Here is a 19,896-nt window from a genome sequence, read left to right as displayed (position 1 = left end):
TCTTAGGAGCCCCACATGAACAGCATCGAATTTACCAGCAGCCCCGAAGTTACCCCGATTGCGCAGAAGGACAGTCAGAAGGAGTCCGGCGCGCTGCGGCTCTTCTACAAGGAGAAGCAGGACGCGAGCTATACCCTCCATCAGGAGGGTGGCGACTTCCAGAAATTGATGAAGGAGGCCGTCAAATTGCAGGAGAAAGGGCGCGATATCCTGCTCAACGAGAAAGACAATCCGAACATCGTGCACGCCAAGTCCAACAAGGACAAGGATGTCGATGTCGGCCGCGTGATCGAACCGGCCAAGAGCGCCGACGGCACCTTCAAGAAAGGCGTAGGCGAAGTGGTGCTCGCCAGCTTCTTCGAAAAACTGCCCCTGGACACCAAGGCTTTCGACGCCCGCCAGCCCGCGCCGAAGGAGCAAGCGCCGGGCAAGGAAGCGACCGGCAAGGCCCCGATGACGGAAGAACACAAGGCTGAAGTACGCACCGTTGGCGCCATCCACGGCCGTTACGAAAACCACCATGGAAACCCGTCCGGCTACACGGCCCCGGCCGAGGCCATCAAGTCGTGGGTGGACAAGGACACCAAAGCTCTGGCCGAACTGACGCGCCCCGACTTGCAGGCCAGAGCCCTGGCCTACATGGGAATGAGTATGCGGGACACGCCCCAGTACAAGGACGAAATGGAGCGCGCCCACCCCGGCCTGGTGGCAGGTGCCACTAGGGAACTGGCGGCGTTGACACAGGCGCAGGCGAAGATCGAGGCCGACATCGACGCCAAACTTAAAGCGCAGGAAGCCGCCAAAGCGCCGGCGCCTGCGACCGCCAAGGCGCAGGTGGGCGCGGGTCTGGGCGAAGGCGCCAAGCAGCCGGAGGCGCAGGCCAAGCCCGCCGTGCAGCTGGATAAGGAGCCCGGCGCAAAACCGGCGGTCGCGCAGCCCGAGCCCTCGAAGGAGCAGGCCAAGGACGGCGCCACGGACACTACGGCCGTGGACGCGAAGGGCAACAAGATCGTCCTCAACAAGACTGGCTACGAGCTGCCCGATAAAGTGCTGAGCTCGTACCACGTGCAGGACGGCAAATTCAAGGAGCGCGGCTCCGACGCGCTGCGGTTCGAGGACCACGGCAAGAAGCTCTCGACGTCGGTCGAAGACCGCCAGGTCATCGCGGACATGATTGCGGTGGCGGCGGCAAAGAACTGGGGTACGCTGGAACTGAAGGGTACGGACAACTTCAAGCAGATCGCGTGGCTGGAAGCGCAGGCGCGCGGGATGGACACGAAGGGCTACAAGCCCAACGAGCGCGACCTGGAGCAGCTGGAGCAGCTGAAGCGGGATCGCGGCGTCACCGCCGAGCGTCCCACCATGGCGGGCGCCGGGGAAAAGGCCGTCGCGAACACTGTCGAAGTCGTCACCGTGCGCGAGCGCTCCACGCCGGAACCCGCACCGGAAAGGAAGGAAGCGGCGCCAGCGCCCGAGCCGAAGGCCGCCGACAAGGTGGCCGCCGCGCCCGAACCCGCGCAGGAGCGAAAGGAACCGGCCCCGGCGACCGCCGCAGCCGTGGCCGTCAAGACCGAAGTCAAGGCGGCCACGGAACCGAACCCGCCGGAACCGGCCGTCGCCGCCCGCATCGAGACTGGCCGCCTGGTCGAGCACGGGGCGGCGAAGTTCAACTTCGATCCGAAAGAAAAGGACAGCTATTACGTCAAGCTCGACACGGACAAGGGCGAAAAAACCGTGTGGGGCAAGGACCTGGAGCGCGCCATCAGCGACAGCAAAAGCCAGCCCGGCGATCCGGTTTCGCTGACGCTCAAGGGCAGCAAGGATGTGATCGTTGAGGCCAACAAGCGCGACCAGTCGGGCAAGGTGGTCGGCACGGAAACCATCGAGGCGCAGCGCAACAAATGGGAAATCAAACCCGCCGAACTGGGCATCACCAGAACCTTGTCGAAGGACGAGCAATTACGCGTCGACGCCGCCATGAAAGTACTGGGCAGGAACATCGCGAAGGTTCCTGAGAATGAGCGGGCCACTCTGCTGTCGAAAGTCGGCGAAGCCATCAACAAGGGCGAAATCAAGCTGCCAACCCCGAAGGTGACGGTGCGTTCCGTGGAAAAGCCAGCGCCTGCGCCATCGCGGGACGTGTCGAAGGAGCAGGTTAGGTCGCGCTGATTTCGCGTCCGCGAAACCATAGTGGTGACAAAAACGCCGCCTGGCCACCGCCGCGGCGTCACCAATATCAACCCCGAATGGAACCATGACCATGAATACTAAAAAACTCATCGCATCAATGGCGCTCGCTTTGCCTGTGCTGTGCTCGTCCGGCGCGAAAGCAGCGGAAATGGACAGCCTCTCCCAGCTGGCCTGCGAGGCCGTGCTGTGCCTTTCAACGGGCGACCGGCCCGCCGAATGCACGGCCTCCATCACGCACTACTTCGGCATCGTCATGAAGAAACCCTGGAAAACGGTTCAGGCGCGCCAGAACTTCCTGAAGCTGTGCCCCGACGCGACCGAAGCCGATGTCAACAAAACGGTGGCGGACAGCACGCAGGGGGGCCAGACCGAACCCGGGCTGACGCCCGATGACGATCCGGTACCGCCGGGCGACACCGCCACCACGGCGCCGACGCCTACGAACAAGGCGCAGGTGCAGGAAAGCTTGGCGACTCTGCGTCCCCTCTGGACCGAAAAAGTCGCAGAAAGCATGGCGTCGCGGGTCACACTTGAAAAATGCGTGGAGCGCGAGGGCGCGGTGGCTGACGGCCATTGCGCTGCCGAGCTGGCGGATTTCAACACCAAGCGGCAACCGGCGATCATCCTGCGCGACGAGATAACCCGCCTCGAAAATCTGCTGGCAGGCATGTAGGGCGGATAAACAGCCAATTGGTGACGCGATCGGTGCGCCGGCGCGCATCGGTTGTCACCAATCCGTCGTCCGTCCCGTGGTGACAGCGCACAAGATCCTGCAGCGCGCCGCTGTCACCACACTTTTTCGCGTCCGCGAAAATTCTCCAAGAGACCACACATGAAAAACCTCATCATTGCGGAAAAACCGGCGGTCGCCGCCGACCTGGCCAAAGTGCTGGGAAACTTCAAAAAGACAGGCGGATGCTTTGAACGGGACGACCTGATCATTACGAGCGCGATAGGCCACCTGTTAGCGCTCAAGGCGCCAGCAGGGTACGAACGCGGCTTTCCCGTGATCCCGCCGCACTTCGAGCTGGAACCCATCGAAAAGACAGCCGAACAGCTACGCCTAGTGGAATCCTTGATCGCGAGGCGCGACGTGGCCGCCATCATCAATTGCTGTGACGCCGGGCGCGAGGGTGAGCTGATTTTCCGCTACATCTATTCGCACTCGGGAACGATAAAGCCCATCAAGCGTATGTGGCTCCGGTCGATGACACCGCAGGCCATCAGCGACGGCTACGCCGACATGAAGGAGGGCGCGGTCTACGACAATCTGTACGCCGCCGCCGTGTGTCGGTCCGAGTCCGATTGGCTCGTCGGCATCAACGGCACGCGGGGCTTGTCGTGGCTAAACGAAATCCTGACCGGCGTGCGGGACTTAATGACGGCCGGGCGTGTACAAACGCCCGTGCTGACCATCGTGGTGGACCGCGAAAACCAGATCGCCAACTTCCAGCCAAGGCCATACTGGGAAGTGGCGGCCACCTTCGCGGCGGCCAGCGGCGAATACACCGCGAAGTGGATTGACCCGGCCTTCGCTAGGGGCGACGACGAGGATGCCCGGGAAGACAGGTTCTTCACGGAAACGGCCGCCGCCGCCATCGTGGCGGCATGCGCGGGGGAACCGGTCCGGTCGGTTTCCGAGACAGCGGAAGAGGAAACCAAGGCCGCCCCTAAGCTGTTCGACCTCACATCCTTGCAGCGCGAAGCCAACCGCAAACTGGGATTTTCCGCCGCGCAAACACTATCCCTCGCCCAGTCGCTGTACGAAACCCACAAGGTGCTGACATACCCCCGCACGGATTCCACCGCGTTACCGGAGGACTACCTCGACACGGTGTTGGCCGTCTTCGACGCCTTCGAGGGGACCCTTGCCCAGTTCGCACGTAAAGCCTTGGACAGCGGATACGTCAAGCTGACAAAACGCAACTTTGACAACACAAAAATCTCGGACCACTTCGCGATCATCCCGACTGGCCTACAACCTGCTGCCTTGTCCGACGACGAGCGAAAAATCTACGCGCTCGTGGCGCGGCGCTTCATCGCGGCATTCTTTCCACCGGCACGCTTCAATAAAACGGTCCGCACGACCATCGTCAACGGCCACAGTTTCAAGTCCACGGGAACCGTGCTGGTCGATCCGGGATGGATGGAAGTCAACGGCCGCGAAGCGGGCGGTGACAACGAACTGGCCTTCGTGGCCGATGGCGAACTGCCCGTGGTGGTAGGCGTCTCCAGCAAATCGAATGCCACCAAGCCACCTAAGCGCTTCACCGAAGACACATTGCTTGGCGCGATGGAGGGCGCAGGCCGCTACATCGAGGACGACGAGTTGCGCGAGGCCCTGAAGGGGAAAGGGCTAGGCACGCCCGCCACCCGCGCATCCATCATCGAAGGATTGATGGTGGAGAGCGAGCGCAAGGCGGCGTATTGCATCCGCGAAGGCAAGGACATCGTGCCCACGGCCAAGGCCATGGCGCTCATCCCGTTCCTGCGGCAAAACGGTATCGACGAGATGTGCTCCCCCACGATGACCGGCGAATGGGAAATGCAGCTGCGCCAAATGGAAAAGGGCGCTTACGCCAAATCGCGCTTCATGGAGGAAATCTCCGCGCTGGTCCTGGCGATGGTGGCCAAGATCAAGTCCAAAGGCCATGGATCGCCCCAGTACGAGGCATTGAGGCTGGCGGTGCCGTGTCCGCGCTGCCGTGGCGAAGTGCGCGAAGAGGGATTCAACTTCGGTTGCGGTTGCGGCTTCAAGATCGGCCGCAAGATATGCCACCGGAACATGACCAAAGCCGAAGTCACCGCCTTGCTGCTACATGGCCGCACCACGCTGCTGAAAGGGTTTGTCAGCAGCAAGACCGGGGAGGTCTTCGACGCGTTCCTGACCTACTCGAAGTCCGACGACAAGCTCGACTTCGAATTCCAGAAGCCAGGACAGCACGACGGCTCATGCCCCAAGTGCAAAGTTGGCCAGCTCAAGCGCAAGCAGGGCTCGAATGGACCGTTCTGGTATTGCTCCCAATGGAATGCCGCGCCGAAATGCGAAGCCACGTACAAGGACGCCGACGGCCAGCCGCTGGTGGCGGCGCCGATACTCTGCCCCAAGTGCAAGACCGGGCGGCTCTACCTGCGGCCGGGAGACAAGCCATTCTGGGCCTGCTCCAACTACCGCAACGAGGCCGCCCAGTGCAAGGCCACGTATCAGGATCGAGGCGGCGCGCCGGACTTCAGCACGCAGCCCAAGCAGTTCAAGCCGGGCATGAAAAAGGTGGCATAGACATGGACGCATACGAGATGGGCAAGCAGGCATGCCGGGATGGCCATAGCCTCGATGACAATCCGTTCAGCTTCATGACGGAAGGCGGAAACTGGTCGGACTGGTTGACCGGATTCACCGCAGTAAAAAGCGGCCTCAGTAATTGAGTTGGTGTCAGGACCGCGCCACCTGGTCGCCGCTCCAGACACCAACATACCGCCCACACTCCACCAAACAGGATAAGAAAATGTCAAAGATTCGTCTGTCGCTCATCCTCGGCATGCTTGCTGTTCATGTTATGGCTGGGTGGCTGTTTCCTCCCGTGGCGGCCGGGTCGCTTTATATCCCGGCGATGGTGGCGCACCGCATTGGCATCCCGGTGCTAGCTCCCAACTCGGGGGGCTGGCCCTCGCCCACCATACTGGGATGGTGCGTCGTCGCGGGCGCGTGGCTCGCGCTGTACCTGATGATCGCCTGGGTTGTCGAACGGCGCCTGCACAGCCGGGAAGGGCGGCACCAGCGATGACCGCCGCGTACGCTGTTCCTGCCAAGCCGGTTTTCCCAGCCCACAAGCAGAGCAAACGGGGGCGGCTCAAGTCCTGACGCATGTCAGGATGCCGCCGCAGGACGGCACCCCCTGCCACACGGGAGCATGCAGGGGCGGGTTTGGCCGGGCCGACCCCGGACAGCCCCGATGCAACCGTTCCGCGACGCCGGCGACAACTACAAGTACTCAGTGAAGTCGATATTGGGTAGAACCTGTTCGCGATTTGGCCCACGCTGGATTCCCTGTGGCTGATCCTCAACCACATCAAAGTCTTCTCCAGGGTCTGCCTGCGGAAATCTTCCTTCATGTGCATCGTTCAATTGAACATCATCGCGACCATACCCGTGAGTCAGTCCAATCAGCACGTACCTCTGACTTTGGTCGTCATCCGTAAACCGGTTGTGGCGCTCATCGCGTTTGAACGAAACGCTCGCGAGTTGCTGCCCGTCCAAGTAACCCCACGCCTTCCGAATATCTTCACGCCTGATGCCAGTCCAGCGTGTAATACCGTTGTAGCTGAGGCTCGCCGTGCCAATCTTGGTACTCCGCACTGCCAACAATGCAAAGTACAGTTTCAGGGCGTTTAAGCCGATGAGAGTTGCCGGGAGATTCTTGAACCGGGATACCGGATCGCCACCTTTTTCGATCCAGGATTCTGGAATTAAGCAGAAGTCCCCGGCTTTATGGACCCCAACCAGTCGGTAGATATTTTTCCTTCCAACAGTTGATTTCTCGATGGCGCCCCAGCTCTCCAGCAGAAGGATCGCCTTTCCAACGGTGGCGCGCGCATAACCAGTAACTTTTTGCAGCTCGTCCCAGGTTACGGAAACCGTATCTGGCCGTGTCTTGGCGCCAGCCTTGAGCGCGGCCCTGCCAGCCGCGTTAAGCCGGACAGCCAGAGTGAGCAGAACAAGAAGAGCTGCAATGCCGCCAGCGCGATGATCACGCCAATGCAGTTCCGCCAGCGTATAGCGGTGTTCTGACGGGTGCATCCATTTTGCAGGTAGTTGAGCGAAGGACATCAGCGATTCACCAAGGCGAGTACGACATAGAGGGAAAAGAAGGCCAGGCCCAGCGCGGCAAGCGCGACGATAGCGACAAGCGCCTGCGGGTTGTTCTGCACGGACCCCAAAAATTTTAAGAACTGTTTGAAAGTGGCCTGCATTTTGCACTCCTCATAATGGCGATACCGTACTTTCGCATATTGCCTAACGAAGTTCTAGAAAGAGTGCCAGTCAGTTCCTGTTAGATTTCTTGATTTTCACATATTTTTCAACAACTTAAGTCACATCTAACTAGTTCTCATATAGTTCATCAGGGGCATGAAAATGCCTAAAATTAGTTCATCAGAGGCATTTTTCCGACTTAATAGTTCATCAGGTGAATCGATAAAAAGTGTTATTTTGGCAACAATATGAAAAATTGACGTATTGGGCGAAAAGGCGAGGCGGCCGCATCATCGGTGGTGACAGCGCTTTCGTACCAGGTGCGCCGTGGCGTCACCACGGGGGCGCGAAGATTGGTGACAGGCCAACAACTGCAGCGCCGCCGCAGTGGCACCACAGGCGATGCCATGATGTATCATATTCAGCACTGAATGGATCATGAAATGTAGCGCTGCTTCACGATCCCCCGTCCGGCCGGTTGCCGTCTTGCTGACACACCAAGAGGAACGAATATGAGTAGCCGTCAACTAGAAGAGCGTTACGAGCAAGAGCAAAGTGAACGATTGGCAGCGCACCTGGGCTTGACGGTCGATGAGCTCGACCAACTGTCGCCCGATATCGATACAAACGAAAGTAACGACGGGCTGGTTTATAACCACGTTTTGAATTTCCACAGTGAATCCCCCAAGGAACTCCTGGCCAAAGTCGTCGGCTTGGAGCCTGGTTCGCTTACCATGTGGGTTGAACTCGGAGTGCTCGACCACGACGAGGGCGATGACGAGCCCAACGACTAATCCCAATATGCCAGGGCCGAAAATGCCTATCGATCCCGATGTTCCTAAAAGGCTGGCATCCCGGCTGCGAGCGAGCTACACCCGCGTATATTCGGCAAGAGACGATATAGCGTACAAAGAGGCGAAGAGTCGGGACAATCAGTTGGAACTGGATGAATATGACACTGATCCATCCCAGTACGCAGCACTTCGTTACCCACGTGATGCCGATCCTGGCGCTTACCCGACATTTACCCGTACTTCTCGGTTACAGGATTCGCTCGACCGTAGGGAATCCCAAATGCCTCAATACCATGAGGCACTACTGATCGCCGAAGCGGATATGGCACGGACTGAGGCTGAGGTGCTGGCTGAGTTAGAAAGAATGCGCCGCGTTACCCCTGGACGCGAGCCTTGGCCAGCACGACCTGCCGCGCTTTCTGACCTTCGGAAAAGGTGGGAAAGAGAGCTTTCCTCGAACCGGAAGAAGTATGCCAAGGCCTTACGTGACGGGCAAGCTAAGCGTGAACGGGATGCAGCACGCAGGGAGGAAGAGCACCGGAAATTCCTTACCGAAATGGCTGAGACTATCCGTACTAACGCTTCAATGATGGCCCCGGGGAAGGCGGCTGCTTACCTGAGTATGATGGAAGTTCTTCAAGAGAAGATGTCGAGTGGTGAATTTGGTGCTTCCGATATCTATGACATTGCTGCCGGGGACTCGCCCAAAATGAAGGCCATGATAGCTGAGGCTGAGGCTCGTGCTATTGCTAGAGTGACGGACTTAGATAAGGCTGATTAGAAAATATAGCCCCTTTGCATGTGGTGACAGGGTCACGGTGCCGGCGCGCCAACCATGTCACTATACCGGTGGTGACGTGTCCACCAATACGCGGCCGACGCCGACACCGTGCACGGATTGACCTGTCTATACTTAGCCGTCGCGCATTTCCGAGCGCGCCACCATTGGGAGATGTGTATGTGTTATTCGGCTCAAGTTTGGTCAAGTTACCGCAGCTATCAACGCTCTTACGGCGCTCATGTGGATTTCCCGGCATTCCTGGACCTGCTGCGGCGCCGCGAACAGGGTGAAAAAATCCTGCTGCCCAAGGGCTTCACCGATGCCTTCATGCAGGCCCCCCCCAGAAAGCGACGAGGAAGAGGAATGCCGCGAACTGGTGCAGCTCTATAGCGCCGCGCAAGTGCCGCTACTGCAAGAGCAACTATTTGCCCAGCGCCGTCGCTTGGCCGACGCCGAGCGCAGCCTCGCAGCGAAGGCTACGAAGAAGGCAAGCGAGGACCAGCGCATCGCCACCAAGAAAATAGCGGACCTGGTGCGCAGGCTGGACGATCTGGAGCGCACGGAACCTAAGGACCGCGACGAGCGCATTTTCGCGGGCCAATACTGCCCCGTGCTGACTATGGATGCCGACGGCGATCTGGTGGTCCAGCCGATGCGCTACCAGTGTCGTCCGGCGGGCAAACCAGCTTTCTACGACACGAAATTCCCCGGCACCTACAATGCCCGCCGCGACAATCTGAATGGCTTCTGGAAGGGGCAGTTCGGGCAGACGCATGCGGTGCTGATGGCGACCGCGTTCTTCGAGAACGTCAAGCAGCACCGGCTGGAGCAACGCGAGCTGGTCCCAGGTGAGGCGGAACAGAATGTAGTCCTGAAATTCATGCCGGGCGACGCGCAAGCGATGCCTCTGACCTGCCTGTGGTCCCATTGGACAGGCCCCGGCGACCCTGATTTGCTGTCGTTCGCGCTGATCACCGACGAGCCGCCGGTTGAAGTCGCGGCAGCTGGCCATGACCGCTGTCCGGTGCCGCTGAAGGCCGCGAATCTGTATCGCTGGCTGGCCACAAGTGCCAGCCAGCCAGCCGATTTCGATGCGTTGCTTGAAGACAAAGAGCGTCCGTACTACGCGCACAAGCTCGCTGCCTAAATTTCGCGGACGCGAAAACCGACGTAAAGGAGTGCAAAGTTGCCGTTGACTGCTATTCGTGCCGCGACCGGAGAAATTGTAGAGGCATTCGATCTTACGGCTGAACAGTGGCGCCAGATGAAGGACGAACCGGCTGGCTCGTATCTTATACGCCGCAGTACTCTTCCCGCGATCCTCAAGAAGAATTTGCAAGGCACGCGCTGGTTTGCGGCTCGCCCGGGAGAAGGTGATCCGAATTGGAAACCAACTTCGCCTGAGCACGAGTTCGCGCAGGTGCGGATGGTAAAAGCGCTTCGCTCGGCGGGCTTTAACGCAAGAGTGGAAGAACCCGGTTTTACCCCCGCCGGGGAGCGATGGGAGGCTGATGTCTTTGTCGAATGCAACGACCGCAAAATTGCTATAGAAGTCCAAATGTCACAGCAGACCTTTGACGAGTACCTGCGGAGGTCGGAGAAATACACTCAGTCCGGCGTCAAGGTGGTGTGGCTGGTTAACAACCGGCACTTCCAGAATTTCACCCTTGGCTGCTTAAGAAGCAACGGATGGGGCCTGCTGTCGGTAAACGGACCCGTGGTCAACGGTGAACAGTTCCATCGAGACTTTCCTGCATTCCCGCTTAGATTCAACTGCCCGAAGGGAAAGCCGACTGACGATGCGACGAGAGTCTGCGTTTTTTTGCCGCCCAAGGGATGGCCAGCGCGTGAATTGTCGTTGGACGATTTTGCTGTGGGTTTGGCCAATGGGGCTTTGACGCACTCGAAGCGCAGGTTTTGGCTGTGGAACCGATAAGCAGTTGCCCCGAGACCATCGCGGTAGCAGGGATGGTGACGCGCTCGGCGCGCCGGCGTGCCCTCGTTGTCACCAGTGTTTGGTGACAACTTTGCGCCTGCAGGTCGGCCTAGCTGACACCAACATGTCGTCATCGCCACGGATTGGTGACGCCGCGGCGGATCCAGGGCGCCGGCGTTGTCACCAATGCCGCTACCGCTCGCGGTCTAGCTTTTTCCCCGGCTCCGGCAAAGTGGCGGGGCGCTCCTGCGGCGGTTTGACTCCACTCTTCGTCTGGCCGCTCCCAGGTGCTGGCGTGTCCGGACGCTGCGCGGCCACGAACTCCCGGCCCAGTTCGCGGTGCGCCGTCCTGCGGGCGCGTTCGGATGCGAGCTGAGCAGCCCTGTCTTCCCTGATTTTTTCGAGCTTCTTGTTTTGGAAAGTGATCTTCACGCCAGCATCGGCCGCGACGAGTGCAGCGCGCTCCTGGAACTCCTTCGGCCCGGACAGGATGATGATGCTGCCGAACTTCGCTTCCGCCAGCCGCAAACCTGCCTCGATGGCGAACCGGTCCGTTTGCAGCATCATCAGTTTGGCGCCGCGATCCTCGATGATTGCACGGCCGCCCAGCGAGTACACCACGTCTCCGTTCATGTGTACGCGGAACCGCACATCCTTGCCGCGATAGAAGATGCCGTTCGTTTCGGGACGAAGGGCGAGAGGCGAAATCGAGCCGCCTTCCGCCGGTCCGCGTGGAGGCCCCAGCTTGGCCATCCGTCGAAGCTCGGCAAGCGCTTGGCCGTCGCCGGTTTCGGCCAGCGTATGCAGGAACGTCCTGTACTGCTCGGATATCGGTGTGCGGAGCTGCTGTCGCTCGGCACGAATCTCGTCGCTTAGATTGCGTTCAGCGGCCACGTAGGTCATCCGCGCCACCGAATCCGCCGCCTTGCGCTGCATGGGCAGGCCGCTGCGGGCCTCCCGCTTGTTGCGTTCTAGCGCCTGCTTCAAGGCGTCGCGCCGCGCCCGCTCGCTGGCGAACTGGCGCGTCCACAGTTCCCGCTGGCCACCGCGACTTTTGCGCTCCGTCTGGAACTGACGCCATAGGGCAGGGGTCGGCGCCTGGCGCGGACCGTGGATGGGAACCATGCCGGATTGGCGAGCATAGGAGGACCGCAGGATTGCCGCCGATTCCTCCCACGACAACCGCATTTCCTTGGTAAGGAAATCCGAGACGTTCAGCTTGCGATTGCCGCAGGTGATCCGGCCGCTCCCATCGGCGGCCGTGGTCACTTCGTACTTGTCAACCAGCAGGCCATGCGATTGGGACAGCTCCGACAGTAGCCGGTGGGCGTCCAGCTGCTGCCTGATCTGCCTGAACTCCATGACCTCGGCAGTAGCCGCGACCTGTTCGCGTTCACGCAAGTCGCGGGCGTGCTGGGCCAGCGTGGAGTCCGTGGCGCGTCCGGTCGGTCCTATCCGTTCGCGGCGCTTGCTATGGCGATCCCGTCGCAGTGCGTCATTTCCTTCGGCTCTTCTGTGGACCACGTGATCAGGTGCATGATCCGGCAATAATTTTTCACGCTGGTGGGGGTCGCGTACCACATCGAGGCTGGACAGTGTTCGCACACCGTCGAGGGTTCTGGTCGCCTCGAAGCGGGCAATTGGGATAGTGCTGTGCTGCCGACTTGCGGTAAAAGCGCGCTGTCGTTCTGTGAGCCCGCTTGTGTCGGTTCCTCGAACTCCACTGGCTCCGGTGGACCGTCCTCCGAATCGTCCTCCAGCCCCTCCAGGCCCTCCGGTGGCCCCGCTGGCGCCTCCGGCGGGAACTGGCCCATCATCTCGTCCATCGAAGGCCCGTTCGGCTCCTGTGGCCCGTCCATGGGCTCTGCTGGGTCCATCCCCATCACTTCGTCCTCCCAGGCTTCGCTCCGGCTGTTTATATCCATAGACGTGCTCGAAGGGATTTCGCTTGAATCCTTCTGACTCATGTTGAGGCTCCTTGTAACGTGCGTAAAACCTTGTCGCCCTTTCCCTGAGAATATCGTTCTTTTCTACAGGAGAGGCGGCCTTATATCGCGTGTAAAGTTTGGCGTTACCGCTATTGATGTACTTTATTTCCTGTGCCCGCTGGCCAAACCATTCGTCTAGATGCTGCGTAATATTTGCAGGGTCTTGCCGCGCAGCGCCTTCAATCTCGTATTTTCGCGTGACCTCAGCGGAAAGCGCTGCGCGCTTGTCGTCGGCGCTCAGTTCGATAAATGACCTGGTGAAAACGTATTCCTTCAGGTTGACGCCTTTTACGCTGTCCGCAGGTTTGACGTTTTGATACTCGTTGTCCCTGCCTGCATTACGGGATCGGATATCGCCGAATTCCGCAATTGCGTTCTTGAACGCTTCATAGTCGGAAATATTCCTCTCCAGAATAACGGAGAGAATATCCTTCTTCAAATCCCTGTTGCCGCCTTCAAATTCGTCGTCCTTATAGCGCTGGATCATGTCCGAGGCATCGGTGAATTCGATCCTGCGGTTGGTCTTGGGGCTCGCCAGACCATACTTGTTATTAATGTGCTCTTGAAAAGAGTCAATGAAACGCTCATGATGATCCACCAAGCCGAATGGATTCAGCGCACCGCCGCTGAGCATATTCGTCTTTGGAATCACGATATGGATATGAGGCTTTCTTTCGACGGTTTCGCCGGTCTTCTGATTTACATAGCTTTTTATCTTTGGCAAATGAGCTTCGGCATAAAAGTTATACTCGTCCTTGCCATAGGCCGCAAAAGAAAATTTCTCAAAATCTCGGACTATGGACTCCAGTGTTTCACGGCTGATTTCGTCTTCTTTGAACGAAAGCGTAATGTGCTTATATTTTTCGCCATCAGCATCAGAATCCAAAATCAATTGGTCCGTAAATTCCAAATCGCCGGAAAGAATTACACGCTCATCCAACTCGTCGCGCGAGAACTCGCGGCCCTGTTTGTGCCCCTTTTCAAGATACTCTTTAATGCCTTCGCTGCCACCACCAATTCTAATCAACATGATTGAGCGCCGATTTTAGATACTTTGCGATTGCCTCCAAACTTGCGATGGCATCCTTGCAGATAGGGTTTGTCAGCTTGCCCGCCAGATTCGCTGTGTTCAGCACGTGCGCAATCTGATTGAGGTTATTACTCGACTTGTTAAAGAGAAACTGCATACGCTGTTTTTCAAGACTCGCTTTTGGTCTTGCTACAACGACTGTCTTATTCTTCAGGACACAATCGCGTATAAACTCGGCTTGCTTCATATTCGACTCCGCTACTTTTCCAAGTAGCTGAACGGCCTCCGGCTTGGTCAGCCGGAACGAGAAAGGCTCTGTAAGCGGTTCCTTGGTCTTCTGCGGTCTTGCCATGGTGGCTCCTTCAAAATCGGCTAACGCGTCGCGATGGCCTTAAAGCGGCGGCCTGGAGGCCGTCCCGGCGCCGTAGGCGCTGGGGTTTCAAAGGGGAGACCCCTTTGGCACGGATATGATATACGAAACTCGAAGAGTTTTGTATTCATATCTCTCGTGCCTTGGCAGAGGCCAACTCTGCCAAGCGGCGCTTGCATTTGGCTTGCATGTAGTAGCTTACGGTTGCAAGGCAGAGCAATCCATACTACTATGGTTGCATGGAGGTTGCACATAGTTGCAAGAGCACGGCGTCTATGCCCTGGACGTCTGAAGCACCACACCACACACCACAGGCGGTAGCGCACAACATGGACATCGAAGAATTTGTGAAGAACGTCCAGCCGGGCAAGAAGATTTCCCGGCTAAAACAATACACGCGAGAAATTAATGAGCTGAAAGATAAAGGATACACTGACGCACAAATTCAATCATGGCTTGCGACAATCGGCGTTTCTATTTCACGTGAGGCGGTAAGGCGTTTTGCAAAAAAAGCTGCGGGTGCGCCAGTGGCTAAAGACAAAGCACCGAACGAATCCGAAAATGTGGAAACGCCCAGCGGACAAACCGAATCGCAAGCTGAAAAGATGAAGAAGCGTTTGGCAGAACAGCAAAGCGAGGCCGATAAATCGCGCTTCACTCACGACAAATCCGGAAAATTTTAATTGAGAGAATATATGAAAAACTCTGTTCATTTTGTACTGCAAGGCAAGGGCGGGATTGGTAAAACTCTGGTGTCATCTTTGATTGCACAATACCTTGACGATAAATTTCCCGGCACGCTGAAATGCTATGACACCGATCAGGAAAATGCCACGCTGGCACGGTACAAGGCTTTGAACGTAACCGAAATCGACGTGATGAATCCAGACCGTACGATCAACCGTAAGATGTTCGACAAGATGATGCTGGACATCCTTGCGTCCGAACAGAACATCGTCATCGACAACGGCGCAAATACCTTTTCTCCGCTGATGTCCTACCTGATGGAAAACAGCTTCATCGACCTGCTGATGGACTCGGGCAAAAAGGTTTACATCCATACTATAATCGGAGGCGGCGACAATCTGACGGACACAGTATCCGGCTTCGCATCGCTCGCGAAGCAAACCAATTGCCCGATGGTTATCTGGCTTAATGAAAATGCAAGCTGGGGCACTACGGATAACTTCGTGGAAACAAAAGTATTCGAGAAAAACTCCACGAACGTTAAAGGCATTGTGCTGCTCCAAGGCCGCAATTCAGATACGTTTGGCGATGATATCAAGCGTATGCAGAAATCGCGCTTGACGTTGAATCAAGTATTGGACAGCCAGGAATTCAATGTGTTGGAACGCAGCCGCCTGAGCACGGTGGTACGCGACGTATATAAAAAACTTGATGCGGTCGAATGGTAAATGGATATCCAGAAGCTGCGCACTGCCATATTCGAAAAGACGGGCGTCCGGGTTGACGAACTCGATCCGGTATTTACCTTAGTCGCGTTGAACGAAACCATGCTGGAGGAAGTATCGGAAGCGTTCAACCAGACCATGGCAAAAAACAATGCCGAACTGGACGAACGGATCGGCAGCTTGGTGGTACTCCATCGAACCATAGTGGTTGCGGCAGAGAATTTGGTAGAGCGGGCCAACCAAGCACATCTAGCTTCCGCACTGAAAGCTGCAACAGAAGCGAAGACAGAGATAATGGTCGCTGCGCAAGCGGCAATGAGCGAAGAAGTTAAGAAGAGCGCGGCGATTATTACACGAGCCGCTACCGAACTCGCTGAGGCGGGAGACAGGGCCATGGCGCACACAAAACGGACTTGGCTCATCGCAATAGTGCAGGCGGCGATTGGTGGTATCGTTGCAGGGGCCACCATATTAACGGCCATGCGTCTTTTGTCTTAAAAGTTGCACCAACCGGAGTTTATTATGCGAAAAATGCCAGCAATCATTATTATCGTAGTGCTGCTGACTTCAGTTGTAGGCTATTTGGCACTGGACCGCGACGAGAAGAACGTCGCGCACCAGCGCGATAAAGCATTCGACTCAAAGTTCGCCAAGTAGCGCCGCAGTGGTGACAGAAGATCCGCGCCGGCGGCGCCAGGTTGTCACCATGCGCGTATGCGCAAAGGAGGATCACATGAAACAAGTCAAGTCGGTGGTCTGCGGGGCTGGCCGAGTGGCCAAGGCGGTTCTGCTTATGAAGTGGGAACCGGTGCCGTTCTTCGGGGCCGGTCTGGTGGCCGTCTGGCTGTGGTGGATCGCGCTCGCGTTCTCGAAATGAACTGCGGCGAGCCTTGCCGCCCCGGACCGGTCGCATCGGGGCTGGCCGGGGTCGGCCCGGCCAAACCCGCCCCTACATGCTCCCGCGTGGCAGGGGGTGCCGTCCTGCGGCGGCATCCTGACATGCGTCAGGACTTGAGCCGCCCCCGTCTGCTCTGCTCATAGGCCGCGAAAACCGGCTTGCAGAAGCGTATGCGGCTGGCGGATTGTGGTGGCCGGTGTCGAAGCTTGCGCCATGCTAGGGCGCAAATGCTGTGTGTTACAATTTGCCCGTTAAGTTGGGTCATTTGACTCGGCTTACGTTGACTTGATAACCCGGTACGCTCTGGCGTTGCCGGGTTTTTTTATGGCTCGGATGTCGGCGTGCGGTCGCCAGTTGCGGCGGTGGGATGCGCGGCAATCTCAGCACGGAATTTCTCGATCAGCGCACTCGGCGCAATCAGCGTCACAACCTCCCATCCAGGCGGCACCAGAACGCCCGCATGGGCCGTGGCCCGCTGCGCCTCGTGATATGCCGCCAGTTTGTCCCAAAACGTCATAGCGGCCTTATTCACGGCTTGGCGGGACCACCCGTAGCGCCCAGCTATCTCGGCCAGTGTTTCGCCATCGACAAGAGCCGCCCGTGCTGCGGCGGCTCTCTCATCGCTGACATTTTTCAATAACGGTCGGACTGCATCAAACTCGGCTGCGGTCATTCGCCGTTTGGCTCTTGTCATGATCTACCCTTAAATTCTACGAACAAGATGGGGGGCCGTTTGCAGCCCGCCCACCAAATGAGTCTACGCTTTCTTCACAAGGCCCAGAACGTCAACCACGTCGAACCTTTCTACCTCGATATCGGCGCCCTGCAGGAACGCCACCATGGCAAAAGCCCCTACCCCGTCGTCCGCGAATGTACCGTTCCGCAAGCCTTGGATAACGGCCTTGGACAGGTTCTTGCACTTGCGTCCGGCTTGGAAGAAGGATTCGAGCCATTCTTTGACATCGGTCCTGTCCTCGGGCCTGAGCGATTCCATGAAGACCTTGGGGTTCTTCCCTTCCTTGAAGATGAACGCGAAGGCTTTGATCAGGACGCCAGCTGGCGGCAGGGCTGGACCGGGTCCGCCAGCCGTGGTGCTCCCCTCCCCCGCTTCCTGTAGCCCGTCTTCCTCCGGCCGCTCGCCGGACTTTTTCGCGTCCGCGAAATTGATGACGGTGGCCTTGCCCGGCTCGGCATGCTTTGTATCCTTGGCCGTGGCGGCAGCGCCTTTAGCTGGCTTGTCGGCCTTCGGCTTGACCTTGGCTTTGACCTCGGCCACCTTCTTGCGCGCATCCTCCTTGCCACGCGTTTGCTTCAGTTCATCGACCAGCGCCTTGGCGGCGGCCGGGTCACTCTTCTCCACCACCTTCACCGAGTTGATCAGGTCCAGGTCGGCGCTGATTTTCTCGCTGACCAGGCGCTTGGTCTGTTCCGGCAGCTTCAGCAGCGCCAGGATGTGGGACAGCCATTTGCGGCCCTTGGAGTGCTTTTCCAGTACGGCTTCAACGCTGCCCAGCTGGTCAAGGTCAGCCTGAATCTTTTTGGCTTCCTCGATCTGCGTCAGGTTCTTGCGCTGGATGTTCTCAGCGAGCTGGATGTCGGCGGCCTCTTCGTCCGTCAACTCCTTGATCATCGCCGGAATGGTGAGTTCCTGTGCCCGCTCGGAACCGATATACCGCCGCTCGCCCGCGACCAGTTCGAACGGGATGGGTCCGGCAATCGGCCGCACCAGCACGGTCTGGAACACGCCATGCCGTTTGATGCTCGCCTCCATATCGCCCAGCGTGCTTTCCTCGTCCTCGAACTGCTCGCGAATCTGAGGTTTTACCAAAATATCCGTCAGATTGAGCATTTCGAGACGGCACCCTTTTTTCATCATGGCGTCGAAGTCGCCACTCAGGATGTCCCCCAAATCATCGAAGGCGTTAGCTTTTTTCATTTACGCAGGCTCCCCAGGTTCTTCAAAATGTTGTTGCAGGCAGCTTTCCATTCCTTCGCCGCCGCCAAGTGCCCCGCTCCCTTGGTGTTCATCCACACCGGGCGGCGCCGGGCCGTGGCCTGTTTCACCGAGGCGCGGAAGCCAAGGACGTGCGGCAGGATCGCCGTGCCGAATTTCTTGCGCAGGGTTTCCAGCCCCTCCAACTCTTCGGGGCTTTTGGTGTTCACCATCGAGGGGATCATGCCCATCATCTGCAAGCGCGGATTATGCTTCGTCTTGACCGTTTTGATTACGCCCCACAGCTTGGCCAGCCCGGCGATTTCGTACAGGCCGACCGCGACCGGACACACCACCGCATCGGCTGCGGCCAGCGCGGCCGTCAATTTCAAGCCCAGTGCGCCGGGGGTGTCGATCAGGCACAGGTCGAATTCGCCCGCGAACCGGCGCAGGCGCAGGCCGACGCGGCGGATCACCTCGTCATCGCCCTTTCCGTCCCAGTTTTCCAGCCCCTCGTCCGCCCGGATGATGGCGATGTTCTTCGCCAGGTACTCGGGCGTGGCCGTCGTTTCCTCTGCCGCAAACAGCGCAGATGCCAGCAGGCCCGGCTCAACCCCATTCGCGCTAGGGTAGGTCAGCGACAAGCTGCCCTGGAGGTCCAGGTCGACCAATAGAATTTTCAGTTGCTCTTGATTGGCGGTGACGGGGGCCGCATCCGCCGCCCACGCCATATGTGCAATAAAGGTTGACTTGCCCACACCGCCTTTTTGGTTTGCTGCCGCAAGGATTTTCATAGTTGGAGCCTATTATCGGATTACGTTGACTTGTCTATTATCATTATGCGGGGGCAATTATAGTCTGGCCCCCGCTATGGCAACACATTTTGATTGTCATGGCTGCTTAACGCCAGCCATGACTGTGGCTTAGTAAGGTACATCATCCTCCATCGAACTTGCAGGCGCTGGGGCGGAGGCTGCGGCAGGCTTGCCAGAGCCGCGTTTGCCTGCCGATTTCGGAGCATCCGCTTTTGCAGCTGGTGCCGGGGTGCGTTGCGCAGCTGGTGCAGGGGCTGGGGTGGCTTCCTCGCGCTGCTGGCCAGCGTCGCGGTTGGCACCAGCTGGACCGCCTAGCATTTGCATTTGTTCGGCAATGATGTCCGTCGCATATTTCTCCACGCCGTCTTTGTCGGTGTATTTGCGGGTTTGCAACCGGCCTTCGACATAGATCGAAGAACCTTTCTTGAGGTATTGGCCCACGATCTCCGCGAGTCGGCCGAAGAAGGAGATGCGATGCCATTCCGTGTGTTCCTTGGTTTCGCCCGTGTTGCGATCCTTCTGCGTGTAGCTGGTGGCGACCGCGATATTGGCGATGACATCGCCGCTGGGCATGTAGCGCACTTCCGGATCACGACCCAGATTGCCGACGATGATGACTTTATTGACTGAGGCCATTTTGATACTCCTTGAAAGGTTAGGGAAACGCTGAATTATTCCTCAACGGTTGTGCCTGCCGTGATCTGAACCTGAGACAATGTGACACCGCCTACTGCTGCCCATCCGATCATGCAACGAAGCTTTTCCGACCTTGAGTAC

The 19,896-nt window shown here is 58.2% G+C and carries 22 protein-coding genes; 14 read left to right on the top strand and 8 right to left on the bottom strand.

From position 1 onward, the window contains the following. Positions 1–15: 15 nt before the first annotated feature. The 5 genes from AC56DV_RS03865 to AC56DV_RS03845 all read left to right on the top strand — a co-directional run bounded on the left by AC56DV_RS03865 (position 16) and on the right by AC56DV_RS03845 (position 5,975). Positions 16–2,169, top strand: coding sequence for an LPD7 domain-containing protein (locus tag AC56DV_RS03865; protein WP_496312987.1), 2,154 nt, complete (start codon positions 16–18; stop codon positions 2,167–2,169). A gap of 91 nt (positions 2,170–2,260) precedes the next feature. Next, positions 2,261–2,863, top strand: coding sequence for a TrbM/KikA/MpfK family conjugal transfer protein (locus tag AC56DV_RS03860; protein WP_496312986.1), 603 nt, complete (start codon positions 2,261–2,263; stop codon positions 2,861–2,863). Between the two features lie 159 nt (positions 2,864–3,022). After that, positions 3,023–5,470 (top strand): DNA topoisomerase, encoded by a 2,448-nt coding sequence (locus AC56DV_RS03855; protein WP_496312985.1) that lies wholly within the window; start codon positions 3,023–3,025, stop codon positions 5,468–5,470. Between the two features lie 2 nt (positions 5,471–5,472). Then, positions 5,473–5,616 carry a hypothetical protein gene (locus tag AC56DV_RS03850; RefSeq protein ID WP_496312984.1) on the top strand — a complete coding sequence of 48 codons (144 nt, stop codon included), beginning with the start codon at positions 5,473–5,475 and terminating at the stop codon, positions 5,614–5,616. 80 nt (positions 5,617–5,696) lie between these two features. Further along, the gene (locus AC56DV_RS03845; RefSeq protein WP_496312983.1) at positions 5,697–5,975 is read left to right on the top strand and encodes a hypothetical protein; all 279 of its coding nucleotides are present in this window, start codon (positions 5,697–5,699) and stop codon (positions 5,973–5,975) included. A gap of 197 nt (positions 5,976–6,172) precedes the next feature. Here the strand turns inward: AC56DV_RS03845 and AC56DV_RS03840 are convergent, their stop codons facing one another. Next, positions 6,173–7,018 carry a hypothetical protein gene (locus AC56DV_RS03840; protein WP_496312982.1) on the bottom strand — a complete coding sequence of 282 codons (846 nt, stop codon included), beginning with the start codon at positions 7,016–7,018 and terminating at the stop codon, positions 6,173–6,175. Beyond that, on the bottom strand, positions 7,018–7,161 hold the full coding sequence (locus tag AC56DV_RS03835) for a hypothetical protein (protein WP_496312981.1): 144 nt from the start codon (positions 7,159–7,161) through the stop codon (positions 7,018–7,020). Before AC56DV_RS03835 ends, AC56DV_RS03840 begins: the two co-directional genes overlap by 1 nt. A gap of 513 nt (positions 7,162–7,674) precedes the next feature. Here AC56DV_RS03835 and AC56DV_RS03830 point away from each other — a divergent pair. The 4 genes from AC56DV_RS03830 (at position 7,675) to AC56DV_RS03815 (ending at position 10,673) form a co-directional block, all read left to right on the top strand. Continuing rightward, on the top strand, positions 7,675–7,956 hold the full coding sequence (locus AC56DV_RS03830; RefSeq protein WP_496312980.1) for a hypothetical protein: 282 nt from the start codon (positions 7,675–7,677) through the stop codon (positions 7,954–7,956). Between the two features lie 22 nt (positions 7,957–7,978). Next, entirely contained in the window at positions 7,979–8,737 is a 759-nt protein-coding gene (locus AC56DV_RS03825) for a hypothetical protein (RefSeq protein WP_496312979.1), read from the top strand. A 376-nt stretch (positions 8,738–9,113) separates the two neighbouring features. Next, positions 9,114–9,884 carry an SOS response-associated peptidase family protein gene (locus tag AC56DV_RS03820; protein ID WP_496312978.1) on the top strand — a complete coding sequence of 257 codons (771 nt, stop codon included), beginning with the start codon at positions 9,114–9,116 and terminating at the stop codon, positions 9,882–9,884. A 39-nt stretch (positions 9,885–9,923) separates the two neighbouring features. Then, positions 9,924–10,673 (top strand): competence protein CoiA family protein, encoded by a 750-nt coding sequence (locus AC56DV_RS03815; RefSeq protein WP_496312977.1) that lies wholly within the window; start codon positions 9,924–9,926, stop codon positions 10,671–10,673. A 192-nt stretch (positions 10,674–10,865) separates the two neighbouring features. Here the strand turns inward: AC56DV_RS03815 and AC56DV_RS03810 are convergent, their stop codons facing one another. After that, on the bottom strand, positions 10,866–13,691 hold the full coding sequence (locus AC56DV_RS03810; RefSeq protein WP_496312976.1) for an LPD7 domain-containing protein: 2,826 nt from the start codon (positions 13,689–13,691) through the stop codon (positions 10,866–10,868). After that, complete coding sequence (locus tag AC56DV_RS03805) at positions 13,681–14,043, bottom strand: plasmid mobilization protein (protein WP_496312975.1); 363 nt, start codon at positions 14,041–14,043, stop codon at positions 13,681–13,683. The genes AC56DV_RS03810 and AC56DV_RS03805 overlap by 11 nt, the downstream gene beginning before the upstream one ends. Positions 14,044–14,390: 347 nt before the next feature. Here AC56DV_RS03805 and AC56DV_RS03800 point away from each other — a divergent pair, with 347 nt between their 5' ends. From AC56DV_RS03800 to AC56DV_RS03780, 5 genes are all read left to right on the top strand, one after another. Then, the gene (locus tag AC56DV_RS03800; RefSeq protein WP_496312974.1) at positions 14,391–14,744 is read left to right on the top strand and encodes a hypothetical protein; all 354 of its coding nucleotides are present in this window, start codon (positions 14,391–14,393) and stop codon (positions 14,742–14,744) included. Between the two features lie 12 nt (positions 14,745–14,756). Next, positions 14,757–15,476, top strand: a complete 720-nt coding sequence (locus tag AC56DV_RS03795; protein ID WP_496312973.1) for a P-loop NTPase family protein — start codon at positions 14,757–14,759, stop codon at positions 15,474–15,476. Next, positions 15,477–15,971, top strand: coding sequence for a conjugal transfer transcriptional regulator TraM (traM, locus tag AC56DV_RS03790; RefSeq protein WP_496312972.1), 495 nt, complete (start codon positions 15,477–15,479; stop codon positions 15,969–15,971). A gap of 24 nt (positions 15,972–15,995) precedes the next feature. Beyond that, entirely contained in the window at positions 15,996–16,130 is a 135-nt protein-coding gene (locus AC56DV_RS03785; protein WP_496312971.1) for a hypothetical protein, read from the top strand. 76 nt (positions 16,131–16,206) lie between these two features. After that, complete coding sequence (locus tag AC56DV_RS03780; protein WP_496312970.1) at positions 16,207–16,350, top strand: hypothetical protein; 144 nt, start codon at positions 16,207–16,209, stop codon at positions 16,348–16,350. Between the two features lie 343 nt (positions 16,351–16,693). Here the strand turns inward: AC56DV_RS03780 and AC56DV_RS03775 are convergent, their stop codons facing one another. The 4 genes from AC56DV_RS03775 to ssb form a co-directional block, all read right to left on the bottom strand. Continuing rightward, positions 16,694–17,044, bottom strand: coding sequence for a TrfB-related DNA-binding protein (locus AC56DV_RS03775; protein ID WP_496312969.1), 351 nt, complete (start codon positions 17,042–17,044; stop codon positions 16,694–16,696). An 84-nt stretch (positions 17,045–17,128) separates the two neighbouring features. Then, the gene (locus AC56DV_RS03770; RefSeq protein ID WP_496312968.1) at positions 17,129–18,307 is read right to left on the bottom strand and encodes a ParB/RepB/Spo0J family partition protein; all 1,179 of its coding nucleotides are present in this window, start codon (positions 18,305–18,307) and stop codon (positions 17,129–17,131) included. Then, the gene (locus tag AC56DV_RS03765; protein ID WP_496312967.1) at positions 18,304–19,098 is read right to left on the bottom strand and encodes a ParA family protein; all 795 of its coding nucleotides are present in this window, start codon (positions 19,096–19,098) and stop codon (positions 18,304–18,306) included. The genes AC56DV_RS03770 and AC56DV_RS03765 overlap by 4 nt, the downstream gene beginning before the upstream one ends. Positions 19,099–19,227: 129 nt before the next feature. After that, positions 19,228–19,755: a single-stranded DNA-binding protein gene (ssb, locus tag AC56DV_RS03760; protein ID WP_496312966.1), complete on the bottom strand. Its 528-nt coding sequence runs from the start codon at positions 19,753–19,755 to the stop codon at positions 19,228–19,230. Between the last annotated feature and the right edge of the window lie 141 nt (positions 19,756–19,896).

It is taken from the genome of Massilia sp. BGA-UO-ETr-WB1, from assembly GCF_059567845.1.
The sequence above is the reverse complement of the archived record's forward strand: the minus strand, read 5'-3'. Positions and strand labels throughout refer to the sequence as shown.